At 68.9% G+C, this 14,308-nt stretch carries 11 protein-coding genes; 6 read left to right on the top strand and 5 right to left on the bottom strand.

From position 1 onward, the window contains the following. Window positions 1-2: 2 nt before the first annotated feature. The 3 genes from ACXYX3_RS01030 to ACXYX3_RS01020 are packed head-to-tail and all read left to right on the top strand — an operon-like array spanning window position 3 to window position 2,677. Window positions 3-1,163 carry an acyl-CoA dehydrogenase family protein gene (locus ACXYX3_RS01030; protein ID WP_458609794.1) on the top strand — a complete coding sequence of 387 codons (1,161 nt, stop codon included), beginning with the start codon at window positions 3-5 and terminating at the stop codon, window positions 1,161-1,163. Continuing rightward, window positions 1,164-1,892, top strand: a complete 729-nt coding sequence (locus tag ACXYX3_RS01025; protein WP_241206843.1) for a GntR family transcriptional regulator — start codon at window positions 1,164-1,166, stop codon at window positions 1,890-1,892. A 56-nt stretch (window positions 1,893-1,948) separates the two neighbouring features. Further along, window positions 1,949-2,677, top strand: coding sequence for an SDR family oxidoreductase (locus tag ACXYX3_RS01020; RefSeq protein WP_458609793.1), 729 nt, complete (start codon window positions 1,949-1,951; stop codon window positions 2,675-2,677). A gap of 4 nt (window positions 2,678-2,681) precedes the next feature. Here ACXYX3_RS01020 and fadD4 read toward each other — a convergent pair whose 3' ends face one another. From fadD4 to ACXYX3_RS01000, 4 genes are all read right to left on the bottom strand, one after another. Continuing rightward, window positions 2,682-4,202: a fatty-acid--CoA ligase FadD4 gene (gene fadD4 / locus ACXYX3_RS01015; protein ID WP_458609792.1), complete on the bottom strand. Its 1,521-nt coding sequence runs from the start codon at window positions 4,200-4,202 to the stop codon at window positions 2,682-2,684. A gap of 142 nt (window positions 4,203-4,344) precedes the next feature. Beyond that, on the bottom strand, window positions 4,345-6,174 hold the full coding sequence (locus tag ACXYX3_RS01010; RefSeq protein WP_241206840.1) for a phosphoenolpyruvate carboxykinase (GTP): 1,830 nt from the start codon (window positions 6,172-6,174) through the stop codon (window positions 4,345-4,347). 208 nt (window positions 6,175-6,382) lie between these two features. Beyond that, entirely contained in the window at window positions 6,383-7,474 is a 1,092-nt protein-coding gene (locus ACXYX3_RS01005; RefSeq protein ID WP_458609791.1) for a hypothetical protein, read from the bottom strand. Next, on the bottom strand, window positions 7,467-8,441 hold the full coding sequence (locus ACXYX3_RS01000; protein WP_458609790.1) for a hypothetical protein: 975 nt from the start codon (window positions 8,439-8,441) through the stop codon (window positions 7,467-7,469). The genes ACXYX3_RS01005 and ACXYX3_RS01000 overlap by 8 nt, the downstream gene beginning before the upstream one ends. A gap of 160 nt (window positions 8,442-8,601) precedes the next feature. Between ACXYX3_RS01000 and trmB the strand changes: the two genes are divergently transcribed. From trmB to mmpL3, 3 genes are all read left to right on the top strand, one after another. Next, complete coding sequence (trmB, locus tag ACXYX3_RS00995; protein WP_458609789.1) at window positions 8,602-9,390, top strand: tRNA (guanosine(46)-N7)-methyltransferase TrmB; 789 nt, start codon at window positions 8,602-8,604, stop codon at window positions 9,388-9,390. Further along, the gene (locus ACXYX3_RS00990) at window positions 9,387-10,073 is read left to right on the top strand and encodes an NYN domain-containing protein (RefSeq protein WP_241206836.1); all 687 of its coding nucleotides are present in this window, start codon (window positions 9,387-9,389) and stop codon (window positions 10,071-10,073) included. The genes trmB and ACXYX3_RS00990 overlap by 4 nt, the downstream gene beginning before the upstream one ends. Before the next feature lie 75 nt (window positions 10,074-10,148). Beyond that, window positions 10,149-13,130: a trehalose monomycolate exporter MmpL3 gene (gene mmpL3 / locus ACXYX3_RS00985; RefSeq protein WP_458609788.1), complete on the top strand. Its 2,982-nt coding sequence runs from the start codon at window positions 10,149-10,151 to the stop codon at window positions 13,128-13,130. Here mmpL3 and ACXYX3_RS00980 read toward each other — a convergent pair whose 3' ends face one another. Further along, window positions 13,131-14,279, bottom strand: coding sequence for an AI-2E family transporter (locus tag ACXYX3_RS00980; protein WP_458609787.1), 1,149 nt, complete (start codon window positions 14,277-14,279; stop codon window positions 13,131-13,133). Window positions 14,280-14,308: the final 29 nt, after the last annotated feature.

Below are 14,308 nucleotides of genomic sequence, written 5' to 3'. Positions count from 1 at the left end.
CCATGGCCGTACATATGCTCGACGCCGACGAGGCGATGCTGGTCGATACGGTGCGGTCGTTCATCGATCGAGAGGTCAAGCCCGGCGTTCGGGAGATCGAGCACGCCAACACCTATCCCGAGGCATGGATCGAGCAGATGAAACAGCTCGGGATCTACGGCCTGGCCGTGCCCGAGGCCTACGGCGGCACCCCGGTCTCCACCCGCTGCTACGTGCTGATCACCCAGGAACTCGCGCGCGGGTGGATGAGTCTGGCCGGTGCGATGGGCGGCCACACCGTGGTCGCCAAACTGCTCGCCCTCTTCGGCACCGAGGAACAGAAACAGCGGTATCTGCCGGCCATGGCCACCGGGCAACTCCGCGCGACGATGGCGTTGACCGAGCCCGGCGGTGGCTCGGACCTGCAGAACATGACCACCACCGCCCGCCCCGACGGTGACGAGCTGCTCATCAGCGGGGCCAAGACCTGGATATCCAACGCCCGCCGCTCCGGGCTGATCGCGCTGCTGTGCAAGACCGATCCCCACGCGACACCACGACATTCCGGCATCTCCATCGTGCTGATCGACAACCCGACGCCCGGCCTGACCGTCTCCCGCGACCTCCCCAAACTCGGCTACAAAGGCGTCGAATCCTGTGAGCTGTCGTTCGACACCTGCCGCGTCCCCGCCACCGCCATCCTCGGCGGCCAGCCCGGCCACGGGTTCGCCCAGATGATGAAAGGGCTGGAGACCGGCCGCATCCAAGTCGCCGCCCGCGCCCTGGGGGTGGCCACCGCCGCCCTCGACGACGCGCTGGCCTACGCCCAGGACCGCGAGAGCTTCGGCCAGCCGATCTGGAAACACCAAGCCATCGGCCACTACCTGGCCGACATGGCCACGCACCTCACCGCCGCCCGTCAACTCACCCTGCACGCGGCCGACTGCTATGACAGCGGGGCCCGCGCCGACATGGAGGCAGGCATGGCCAAACTCTTCGCCTCCGAGACCGCGATGACCATCGCTCTCAACGCCGTCCGCATCCACGGTGGTTACGGTTACTCGACCGAATACGACGTCGAACGCTACTTCCGCGACGCCCCCCTGATGATCGTCGGCGAAGGCACCAACGAGATCCAACGCAACGTCATCGCCGCCCAACTCGTCGCCCGCGGCGGCATCTAGATGAAGCCCGCGCCGGCCTATCGGGTACTGCGCGACCGGCTGCGCGACGAGATCCGCAGCGGCCGGTACGCCGGGGGTGCGCGGCTGCCGACGGAGTCGGAACTATCTGCGCTGCACGGTCTTTCGCGTCAGACCGTGCGGCGCGCATTCCAGGATCTGGTCGCCGACGGCATGGTGTACCGAGTGCCCGGCCGGGGCACCTACGCGGGTGGGGACCGCCGCCGCTACCTACGGAGCCTCGGCTCGATCGACGATCTGATGAGCCTGTCCGACGACACGACGATGGAAGTGCTCGACGGACTGCGCCGCCGCGTCGACATCGACGCGGCCAGCAGGCTACGTCTCGACGGCGACGTGGTCCACACGGTCGTCTTCCGCCGACTGCACGACGGGATACCGTTCGGTCACACCGTCGTTCATCTGCCGCCGGAGGTGGCGTCGATGGTCACGGCATCGGCCGACCTACGCACCGGGGCACGAAGTAGGCACACGGTGATCGGGCTGCTCGAGCCACACCTGAGCAGCCCGATCGCCGAGGCGGCGCAGTCCATCACGGTGGGTGCCGCCGACGCGGGGTCGGCGACGGCTGTCGGATGCGAAACGGGACATCCGATGCTGCGGGTCGACCGGCTCTATCGCGACACCGAGGGCCGCGCAGTCGAACTGGCCGTCAGCCATTTCCTCCCCGAGCAGTACACCTATCGAGTCACCCTGCACCGTTCGAGCTAGGTGCCTGGGTGCACCGCACCCTGGATCCCGGTCACGCGGCCCGTAAAGCTCGTCTCATGAGCGATTCCAAGATCATCATCGTCACCGGTGCCAGCAGCGGGATCGGCGAGGCCGTGGCCGAACGCCTTGCCGCCGAGGGCCATCACGTGGTGGCCGGCGCACGGCGGGCCGACCGCCTGGAGGCGCTCGTCGAGCGCGTCAGGGCGAACGGCGGCAGCATCGAGGCCCGCACTCTCGACGTCACCGACCGGTCCGCGGTCGGCGCCTTCGTGGACGCGACGGTCGACGCGCACGGCCGCCTGGACGTCATCGTCAACAATGCCGGGGTGATGCCGCTGTCGCGGCTCGACGCGTTGTTGGTCGACGAGTGGAACACCATGATCGACGTCAACGTGCGTGGCCTGCTCCACGGCATCGCCGCCGCCCTACCGCACTTCCAGCGTCAGGGCGCCGGCCACTTCGTCACCGTCGCGTCGATCGGGGCCCACGAGGTGGTGCCCACCGCCGCCGTCTACTGCGCCACCAAGTACGCCGCGTGGGCGATCACCGAGGGGCTGAGGCTCGAGGTGGACCCGTCGATCCGGGTCACGACAGTGTCTCCCGGCGTCGTCCAGTCCGAATTGGCCGACACCATCACCGATTCCACCGCAGCCGCCGCCATGCGGGACTATCGCGCGGCCGCGATCCCGCCGGACTCCATCGCCCGCGCGATAGCGTACGCCGTCGGCGAACCGGCCGAGGTGGACGTCAACGAGATGATCATCCGGCCGGCACGCCAGCGCTGAGGGCTCAGGAGTACTTCGCGATCAACTCCTGCTTGTACAGCTTGCCGGTGTCGGTGCGCGGCAGCTGCGCTTCGAACGAGATGGATCGCGGACATTTGTAGTGCGCCAACCGATCTCGTAACCACGCGACCAGCTCGGCGGCGAAGGCGTCCGTGGCGTCGGCCGGGTCGACGGTCTGCACCACGGCCTTGACCTGCTGGCCCATCTCGTCGTCGGGAATCCCGAAGACGGCGGCATCCATCACCAACGGGTGTGTGACGAGCAGGTTCTCGGCTTCCTGGGGATAGATGTTGACGCCGCCGGAGATGATCATGTGGTGCCGGCGATCGGTCAGGTAGAGGAAGCCCTCCTCGTCGAGATATCCGATGTCGCCGACCGTCTTCCAGCCGCGCGGATCACGTGACTTCTCGGTCTTGTCGGGATCGTTGAGGTACTCGAAGTCGTTGCCGCCCTCGAAGTAGATCTCTCCAGGGTGCCCCGGCGGGAGCTCGTTGCCGTCCTCGTCGAGAATGTGGACGACACCGCCCAGCGGCTTGCCGACCGACCCCGGGTGGGTCAACCAGTCCTCGGCGAAGATCAGCGTCGAGCCGTGCGCCTCCGAGGAGGCGTAGTACTCGTCGACGATCGGCCCCCACCAGTCGATCATCTGCTTCTTGATGTCGACGGGACACGGTGCAGCGGCGTGCATCACGCGCTGCAGGCTGGAGACGTCGTAGGAGGTGCGGACGTCCTCGGGCAGCTTCAGCATCCGGGTGAACATGACCGGCACGAATTGCCCGTGCGTGACCTCGTGCTTCGCGATCGCGTCGAGAGCGCCCTCGGCGTCGAACTTCTCCATCACCACGGTCGTGATGCCGGCGGCCTGGGTCTGCATCGACCACACCGATGGCGCGGTGTGGTAGAGCGGCGCGGGGCTCAGATACACGGCGTCGGGGTGCATCCAGAACTGTACGAGCGCAGCCATCAGACCCGGTGCCTCGGACGGCGGGACGTGCGGCAGTGCGCGTTTGATGCCCTTCGGCCGGCCTGTCGTGCCCGACGAGTACTGCAGCAGATCGCCCTCGATCTCGTCATCGATCGGAGTATCCGGCTGTCCCGCAACACATTCCGGGTAGCTCTGCCAGCCCTCCAGCGAACCGTCGGTGACGATGCGCACCGGCGGCAGACCGTTCGGCAGTTCGGCTTCCAGGCCCGCGAGGGTGTCGGCGAGCTTGCCGGACCCGACGATCGCCTTGGCCGAGCTGTTGTCGATGATGTAGGCCGCCTCCGCGGCGGTCAGGTGGGTGCTGATGGGGACGTAGTACAGCCCGGCGCGACGCGCGGCCCACATGACCGCGTGCATGTGCTGGTTGTTCTCCATCAGGATCGCGACGGCATCGCCCTCGACCAGACCGGCATCGCGGAACAGGTGCGCCAACCGATTGGCCCGGGCCTCGAGCTCGCCGAACGTCACCACCGTGCCGGACGGATACATGATGATCGCGGGCTTGTCGGGGGTGGCAACAGCGGTGTCGCGGATCTGCATGCAGAGAGGATACGTCGAGATACTTGACAGGTGTCAAGCAGGCTGTGAGCGTGCCCTCAGGCCCCGCGAGCGCGCGCAAAATGCCACGCTGAGCGGCGCGTCGGCGTGCAGACGCGCGCTCTCGCGGGACAACGGGCTCCGCTTACTCCGCTTCGGCGAGGCGGGTCTTCAGCGCGTCGAACTCGTCCTTGATGCCGGTGGGCAGCTTCTCGCCGACGAACTCGAACCACTCCTCGATCAGCGGCAACTCCTTGCGCCACTCCTCGGGCTTGACCACCAGCGCCTCGTCGACGTCGGCGGCCGACACGTCCAGACCCTCGAGGTCCAGATCCGCGGCGGTGGGCACGATGCCGATCGGGGTGCTCTTGCCGTCGGCCTGGTGCTCGATGCGCTCGATCGCCCACTTGAGCACCCGGCTGTTCTCACCGAAGCCCGGCCACAGGAAGCGGCCGTCGTCGCCGCGCCGGAACCAGTTGACGAAGAACACCTTCGGCAGCTTGGACTCGTCGGCCTCCTTGCCGATGTTGATCCAGTGCTGGAAGTAGTCGCCGACGTTGTAGCCCAGGAACGGCAGCATCGCCATCGGGTCGCGGCGGACGGTGCCGACCTTGCCCTCGGCGGCGGCGGTCTGCTCGGAGCCGAGCGTGGCGCCGATGAACACGCCGTGCTGCCAATCGCGAGCCTCGGTGATCAGCGGCACCGTGGTCTTGCGGCGGCCCCCGAACAGGATCGCCGAGATCGGCACGCCCTGCGGGTCGTCCCACTCGGGAGCCAGCGTCGGGCACTGCGAGATCGGCGTGCAGTACCGCGAATTCGGGTGCGCCGCTTTGGTTTCGGTCTCTCGCAGGATGTAGTCGTTGCCCTTCCAGTCGATCAGGTGATCGGGCTCGCCTTCCAGGCCCTCCCACCACACATCACCGTCGTCGGTCTTGGCGACGTTGGTGAACACGGTGTTGCCCGCCGCGATCGTCTTCATCGCGTTGGGGTTGGAGTCCCAGTTGGTTCCGGGCGCGACGCCGAAGAAACCGAACTCGGGGTTGGTCGCGTACAGCCGGCCGTCCTTGCCGAACCGCATCCACGCGATGTCATCGCCGACGGTCTCCGCGCGCCAGCCCGGGATCGTGGGCTGCAGCATCGCGAGGTTGGTCTTGCCGCACGCCGACGGGAACGCCGCGGCGATGTAATAGGCCTTGTTCTCCGGCGAGATCAGCTTGAGGATCAGCATGTGCTCGGCGAGCCAGCCCTCGTCGTGCGCCATCGCCGAGGCGATGCGCAGCGAGTAGCACTTCTTGCCCAGCAGCGCGTTGCCGCCGTAACCCGAGCCATAGCTCCAGATCTCACGGGTCTCGGGGAAGTGGGTGATGTACTTCGTGTCGTTGCAGGGCCAGGGCACGTCCTTCTCGCCCGGTTCCAGCGGCGCACCGATCGAGTGCAGGGCCTTGACGAAGAAGCCGTCGTCGCCCATCTTCTCCAGCGCCGCCGCACCCATCCGGGTCATCGTGCGCATCGACACGACCACGTACTCACTGTCGGTGATCTCCACACCGAGCTTCGGGTCCTCGGCGTCGAGCGGCCCCATGCAGAACGGCACCACCCACATCGTGCGGCCGCGCATGCTGCCGCGGTACAGACCGGTCATCAGCTCCCGCATCTCGGCGGGGTCCATCCAGTTGTTGGTCGGTCCCGCGTCGATCTCCCGCTCGCTGCAGATGAAGGTGCGCGACTCCACGCGGGCGACGTCGGAAGGGTCGGACAGCGCCAGGTAGGAGTTGGGTTTCTTGTCGGGGTTCAGCTTCTGGAAGGTGCCGGCCTCGACGAGCTGATCGCACAGCCGCTCGTACTCCTCCTCGGACCCGTCCGCCCACGCGACACGATCGGGCTGTGTCAGCTCGGCGATCTCGCGCACCCAGGCGAGCAGCCCCTCGTGCTCGGTGGGTGCGGAATCCAGTCCCGGAATGGTCGCTGCGGTCATTGGCGTGTCGTCTCCTGCACTGTTCCGGCGCGTCGGCCTGTGCGGCCCGATCGAAGATCCTGGGAGGAACGTACGCCGCCGTCACCGACCTGGACGTGGTCTTGACAAACCGGTTCCGACCCTCCTGACCTTCGAGGTTAACGCGGGTGACATACCCGGGGAAATCCAGGATCGTGTCCGATCACTCACAGGAACGATTCAGATGAGCTCACGTCGGCCCGGGTCGTCCAGCTACCGATCGGTAACCACGAAATCCGTCGCCTCCTGCCCACGCGGGGGCGCTCTGGGCGGCGTCGAGCGCCAGTAGTCGGCCCGCCACCGCGTCCTCGAGCTCGATGCGCAACGCGGCGACGACATCGCCCGCCCAGCGCTCCCAGTGGGCGCGGTCGTGCAGCAGACGCCGGGCTCGCACCACCCAGGCACTCAGCGCGATCCCGGCCACCCCTCCCGCTGCGGACGCCCAGCCCGGCCCGACGGCGAACGTCGCGGTCAGCCGGGCCACCACCAGCGCCACCCCGACACCGAAGCCCACGCCCAGCACCGCCATCAGCTGGGTCTCCAGCCGCCGCCCGGCCGCCGGAAGCAGCATCGGCGGGCACCCCGGCACACCCGGCGTGAGGGTCGTCTCTCCGACCCCACGCATGAACTGCGTCTCGACGTCGGCCCGCACCTGCGCACAGCGGGCGTGAACCCGGTCCTCGACCTGTCCACGGCGCCGCATCGTGGACACTTCGGCGACGAGCTCGGCGCGCGCCGCGATGCACCGCTGCCGAACCGTGGACGTCAGCTCGATACGCAGCTGCTGGAGTTGGTAGCGCCGACGGGTGTGCGCCGCCCGCTCGGTCTCCCGGGCGCGTGCAGCGCTGCGCCGCACCAACGTCGGATCGGCCAGCTGCGCCGCGAGCGCGGCGGTGAGGTCGCCGACGCACGGCGGTCCCAGCCGCGGCGCGGCGGCGGCCGTCACCCAGGTGAAGGCGGGCAGCCGGGCAGCATTGGCGGCCAGCACCTGCCGCCAGGCGCGATGGTCGTCGATCTTGTTCACGACCGCGATGACGGCGTCGCAGGCGGCCGCGACGGTCGCGGCCAGGCCGCTCTCCGCCGGTGTCATCGGCGCGGTGGCCGACACCACCCACACGACGGCGACGGGGGCGTGGCCGGAGGGAAGCTGGTGCACCTCGACGAACCGGTGATCCGGCATGCGCTCGCGCAGACGCTCGACGACGCTGCTCACCCCTGCCCGAGCGGCTCCGGCCACCAGCACCACGGGCGCCCGGGCCTCGACGCGAACCGGCTTAGCCACCGCACGACTCGAGCAGCCGGAGGCTGCCGCGCCTGATGTCGGCGGCGCAGCGGCGGTGCAGCTCGTCGAGCGGACCGCGCGACAGGTGGTGGAAGCGCAGCGCCCGGCGCAGGTGGGCGCCGGCATCGGCCTCGGGCTCGCCGCGATCCACCGTCGCGCCCGCGGCCTCGACCAGCTCGACGGCCGCAGCCATCACCGCGACCACGACGTCGTCGCCGTCCAGTCGTTCCGCGAGCTGCTCGTCTGCTCGCTCCACGGCGAGCAGACGCAGTGTGTGCACCGCCGTCACGCAGCGCCGGTATTGGACCGCCGCAGCGGTCCTGCCGATCGCGGCGCGCAGGGCGTCGACGCCGCTGAGCGCGCGCAGCCGCGCGGTCACCTCGTCGCCGGCCGCCCCTGCCGACACGGCGAGGATCGCGTGCGCCAGCCCGAACCGGTCCAGTCGATCGATCAGATCGCGACGCACCTCGGTCGGCAGCGGGTGATCGCAGCACGTGAACGCGTCCACCGACGACACGTCCGCCGGCGTCTCGACCAGCGCGCGCAGCGCCGCGATGTCGTCCTCGCCGATCCGCACCCCGGCCAGCAGCGCGACCGTCGGCACCACCGGTACACCCAGCATCACTTCGAACTCGGCGGCCGCGGTCCGCGCGGCGCGCAGAGGTCCACCCGCGACGGCGCCACCCAGATCAGCCTTGTTCAGCACCGCCACTGTCGCGTCCGTCACGCATGCACGGTCTTCGTCGGTGAGCGCCTCCCCGACGACGAGCACGTCGACGTCCGCGGTCTCGCCCGGAGCGGCGGCCCGAGCACCGACAGAGCAGGCCACCGTCCTGACGCCCACCCCGGCCCGCCCGCGCACGGCTACCCTGACGGGAGCACGCAACAGTCGCTCCACGTCGGCGACATCGGGATCGGGTCCCTCGGCGGCCAGTGCGGCCACCACCTCAGCCAGCTCACCCGGCATACCTCCGCCCCCCTTCCGGTGGGCCCCCGCCCGCCTGTCCAGTGATCGTGGCATCCGAATCGACCAGCTCGACGCACCAGTTCTGCCCGAGCCGGCACATACCAGCCGAAGGCAACTGTTGGGTATCAATCTGTAACACGATGCAGGGAGTGACACCGCGATGAGCGACGATGGATCGATGCGGGTGCCAGGTTCCAGTGAGGTCGATGACGACCTGAACAGGGACACACCGGACATATCGGCACCTGCGGTGCACCATCCCCGCCGGGTCACCAGCTTCCGCGCCCGCCGGTCCACGATCTCGGATCGCCAGCAGGCCGTCTGGGACGTCCGCTGGCCCGAGCTGGGGCTCCTGGCCCGCACCGGGGACGAACCGCCCGCCCCCCTGGACACCGACGCCTGGTTCGGCAGGCACGCCCCGCTGGTGCTGGAGATCGGCTGCGGGACCGGGACCTCGACGCTGGCGATGGCGCAGGCCGAGCCCGACCTCGACGTGATCGCCGTCGAGGTCTACAAGCGCGGATTGGCCCAGTTGCTGTCCGCCATCGACCGCGAGGACGTCGGCAACATCCGGCTGATCCGCGGCGACGGCGTCGACGTGCTCAGCCACATGCTCGAATCCGGGTCGCTGACCGGCGTGCGCGTCTTCTTCCCCGATCCGTGGCCCAAGGCCCGCCACCACAAGCGGCGCTTGCTGCAGCCCGACACCGTCGCGCTCATCGCCGATCGGCTGCGCCCCGGCGGGATCTTCCATGCCGCCACCGATCACCAGGGCTACGCCGAGCAGATCGCGGAGGTCGGCGACGCCGAGCCCCGGTTGCGGCGCGTCAGCCCGGATGCCGACTCACCCATCTCGCTCCCCATCTCGGTGGACCGGCCCGAGACCAAGTACGAGCGCAAGGCCCTCGCCGGACCCGTCGTCACCGAACTGCTGTGGGCAAGGTCATGAGCCTGACCAGCGACATGGCCGATCACATCGCCGATGACGACGGCACCGCCCCCACCGCGCCGGCGCGGGTGCTGCTGGTGTGGGACGCCCCGAACCTCGACATGGGCCTGGGCGCGATTCTCGGCGGCCGGCCGACCGCGGCGCACCGACCCCGCTTCGACGCGCTGGGGCGGTGGCTGCTCGCCCGTACCGCCGATCTGTCCACCCAGAACCCGACCGGCACCGCGCTGGAGCCCGAGGCCACGGTGTTCACCAATATCGCGCCCGGCAGCGCCGACGTCGTGCGCCCCTGGGTCGAGGCGTTGCGCAACGTCGGTTTCGCCGTCTTCGCCAAACCCAAGATCGACGAGGACAGCGACGTCGACTCCGACATGCTCGCCCACATCGCGCTGCGCCGTGGGGAGGGGCTGGCCGGGCTGATCGTGGCATCGGCCGACGGTCAGGCGTTCCGCCTTCCGCTCGAGGACATCGCTCGTGACGGGATCGCTGTCCAGGTTCTCGGATTTCGCGAACATGCCAGTTGGGCGTTAGCGTCGGATACCTTGGAGTTCGTCGATCTGGAGGACATCCCTGGTGTCTTCCGGGAGCCGCTACCGCGAATCGGGCTCGATTCGCTACCCGAGCAGGGCGCGTGGCTGCAGCCGTTCCGGCCGTTGTCCTCGCTGTTGGCGTCTCGTGTCTAGAACAGTGGGTAAGCCTGGTCGCGATGTGCGCGCCGATGATCACAGACTCAACAACGACTTAATGAGGAGCTGACCGTGTTCGCCTGGTGGGGTCGAACGGTGTACCAGTACCGATACATCGTCATCGGTGTCATGGTCGCACTGTGCCTGGGTGGCGGCGTCTTCGGCATCAGCCTGGGACAGCACGTCACCCAGAGCGGTTTTTATGACGAGGGCAGTCAGTCCGTCCACGCGTCGGTGATCTCCGACGAGGTGTACGGGCGTGACCGCACCAGCCACGTGGTGGCGATCCTGACGCCGCCGGACGGCAAGAAGGTCACCGATCCGGCGTGGCAGAAGCAAGTCACCAGCGAGCTCAACAAGGTCGTCGACGACCACAAGGATCAGGTGGTCAGCTGGGTCGGCTGGCTGCGGGCGCCCGACACCACCGCCGAGACCGTCCAGCAGATGAAGACCCAGGACGGCTCCAAGACCTTCGTCAGCATCCCGCTCAAGGGCGACGACGACGACACGATCCTGAAGAACTATCAGACCGTCGAACCGGAGCTCGAGAAGGTCAACGGCGGCAACATCCAGCTGGCCGGACTCAACCCGCTGGCCAGCGAACTCACCGGCACCATCGGTGAAGACCAGAAGCGCGCCGAGGTGGCTGCCATCCCGCTGGTCTGCGTGGTGCTGTTCTTCGTCTTCGGCGGTGTGGTCGCAGCGGCGCTGCCCGGCATCATCGGCGGCCTGACGATCGCGGGTGCCCTGGGCATCATGCGGTTGACCGCGGAGTTCATGCCGGTGCACTTCTTCGCCCAGCCGGTGGTCACGCTGATGGGCCTCGGTATCGCGGTCGACTACGGCCTGTTCATGGTGAGCCGGTTCCGAGAAGAGATCGCCGAGGGCTACGACACCGAGACCGCGGTCAGACGCGCGGTGATGACGTCGGGCCGCACGATCATGTTCTCCGCCGTCATCCTGGTGGCGTCGTCGGTGCCGCTGCTGCTCTTCCCGCAGGGCTTCCTCAAGTCGATCACCTACGCGATCATCGCGTCGGTCATGCTGGCGGCAATCCTGTCGGTCAGCGTGCTGCCGGCCGCCCTGGGCATCCTGGGCCACAACGTCGACGCCCTCGGCGTGCGCACGCTGTTGCGAGTGCCCTTCTTCCGCAACTGGAAGCCGATGCGGGTCTACCTGGAGTGGCTGGCCGCGAAGACCCAGAAGACCAAAACCCGCGCCGAAGTCGAGAAGGGCTTCTGGGGCCGGTTGGTCAACGTCGTGATGAAGCGGCCGATCGCGTTCGCCGCACCGATCCTGATCGTGATGATCCTGCTGGTGATCCCGCTGGGTCAGTTGGCGCTCGGCGGCATCAGCGAGAAGTACCTGCCACCGGACAACAAGGTCCGTATCGCGCAGGAGGACTTCGACAAGACGTTCCCGGGCTTCCGCACCGAACCGCTGACGATCGTCGTCGAACGCCAGGACGGCCAGCCGGTCACCGACCAGCAACTCGCCGACGTCCGCGCCAAGGCGATGACGATCAGCGGATTCACCGACCCGGACAACGATCCGACCAAGATGTGGCAGGAACGGTCCGTCCAGGAGGGCGGCTCCAAGGATCCGTCGGTGCGCACCATCCAGAACGGTCTGGTGAGCCGCAACGACGCCCCGCAGAAGATCGAGGAGCTGCGCTCGATCACGCCGCCGCGCGGCCTCGACATCTCCGTGGGCGGCACCCCGGCGCTCGAACAGGACAGCATCCACAGCCTGTTCGACCGGCTGCCGCTGATGGTGGTGGTGCTGATCCTGACCACGACGATCCTGATGTTCCTGGCGTTCGGCTCGGTGGTGCTGCCGATCAAGGCCGCGCTGATGAGCGCACTGACGCTCGGCTCGACGATGGGCATCCTGACGTGGATGTTCGTCGAGGGCCACGGCTCCGGGCTGATGAACTACACGCCACAGCCGCTGATGGCACCGATGATCGGCCTGATCATCGCCGTGATCTGGGGTCTGTCCACCGACTACGAGGTGTTCCTGGTCTCCCGCATGGTGGAGGCGCGCGAACGGGGCATGTCGACCGCGGAGGCCATCCGGATCGGCACGGCCACCACCGGCCGGTTGATCACCGGTGCCGCACTGGTGCTGGCGGTGGTCGCCGGGGCGTTCGTGTTCTCCGACCTGGTGATGATGAAGTACCTGGCGTTCGGCCTGCTGATCGCGCTGCTGCTGGACGCGACGATCATCCGGATGTTCCTGGTGCCCGCGATCATGAAGCTGCTCGGTGACGACTGCTGGTGGGCACCGCGCTGGATGAAGCGGGTCCAGGAGAAGTTGGGCCTGGGCGAGACGGAGCTGCCCGACGAGCGCAAACGCCCGACCGTGCGCGAGACCGCACCGGCCGAGGCACTCGTCGGCGCCGGCGCACCGGTCGCCGCTGCGCCGCGGCCACTGCCGCCGCACGACCCCGGTCATCCCAATCCCGACCGGGCAGGAGTGACCACGCGCATCGCCACCGGGCCGCGAAGCGGCGGACCAGCAGGGCCCTCCGGCGCCGGGACGACGCGCCTGCCGGGTGCCCCGGTCCGTCCGCCCGCGCGCGACGACGAACCGCAGACCACCCGTCTGTCGGTGGCCCGCAACGCCGTCCGCAACGCGGTCAGCAGCGCGGCCGACGCCGTCACCCAGCGCGGGCAGCGGCCCGAGGCGCCCTCGACCCCGCCTCAGCGCGACGACCGGGAGATCGAGTCCTGGCTCGGTGACCTGCGGGGTACGGGCGGTTCGGCCGCCACACCGCCGGCCCCACCGCGCCCATCCGGCGAGCCGACCCGGGCCCTGCATGACTCGGGGCCCGATCCCAGGCGTGACTCCGGGCCCGATCCCGACGCCGCCGATGCGACCACCGCGATCCCCGCGCAGCGAGCCGAGGACGAGGACACCGACGACGCCACCCGCGCGATCCCGACCGCACGGGCATCGGATGCGGACACGGCGACCGAGAAGCTCAACACCCGGCGCGGCGGCGGCGGGCTGAGCGCGCAGGAATTGCTGCGCCGCGAAGGCCGCCTGTAGCTACTTCGGTTCCACGTCGTCGGGTTCGGCGTCGATTATGGGGCCGTCGTCGGCCTCGGCGGCGGCCTGTACCTCGGCGGGGTCGTCGGCGACGAGCACGCGGATCGCACTGTTGAGGAACGCCAGTACCGGCACCGCGAGCAGCGCGCCGACGATGCCGGCGAGCACACCGCCGCCGGCGATCGCGAGCACGACGGCGAGCGGGTGGATCGACACCGCGCGGCCCATCACCAGCGGCTGCAGCACGTGCCCTTCCAGCTGCTGCACCGCGAGGATCAGCCCGAGGGTGATCAGCGCGTAGATCAGGCCCTTGGTCAACAGCGCGACGATCACCGCGAGGAACCCGGTGACGACCGCGCCCACCAGCGGGATGAACGCACCGAGGAACACCAGCGAGGCCAGCGGCAGCGCCAACGGGACGCCCATGATCGCCAGGCCTACGCCTATGCCGAGTGCGTCGACCAGCGCCACCAGGAACGTGGCCCGCACGTAACCGATCAGTGAGTGGAAACCGGCCCGGCCCGCGTCGCGGACCCGCCGCCGGGTGCCGGCCGGGAAGATCCGGGTCACGAACTCGAAGATGTTGCGGCCGCCGTGCAGCAGGAAGATCAGCGTGAACAGCATCAGCAGGGCGCCGGTGACGATCTCGGTAATGGTGCCCGCGGTCGACAACGCGCCGCTGGTGACTCTCTCCTGGTTGTCGCGCAGCGCCTGAATCGCCGAGTTCCCGGCGTTGTCGATCTGTTCCCGGCTCAGGCCCAGCGGTCCGTCGATCAGCCAGCGCCGCAGCCCGTCGATGCTGCGGGTGACCTGGTCGACCAGCGCCGGCGTGCCCTCGATGAACTGGCTGACGACGAAGCTGAGCATGCCCCCGACCAGCGCGAGACCGCCGAGCAGGATCAGCGCGACCGCTCCGCCGCGCGGCGCGCCGCGGCGGTCCAGGAAGTCCACGGCGGGCATCAGCAGCGCGGCGGCCAGCGTGGCCAGCGCGACCGGGACGACGATGACCTCGACCTGGACGACCACCCACAGCGCCGCGAACACCGCCCCGAAGATGACGAGCAGGCGCCACCCCCACGCGGCACCCTTGCGGACCAGCGGGCTGACCGAATCATCGGCGGACGGGTCCACAAACGGACGCGCAGACATTCCGGTAGCGTAACGGCACTTCTGGCACC

The organism is Mycobacterium sp. Panama NTM2, from assembly GCF_054355555.1.
This window is presented reverse-complemented; position numbering and strand designations above follow the sequence as displayed.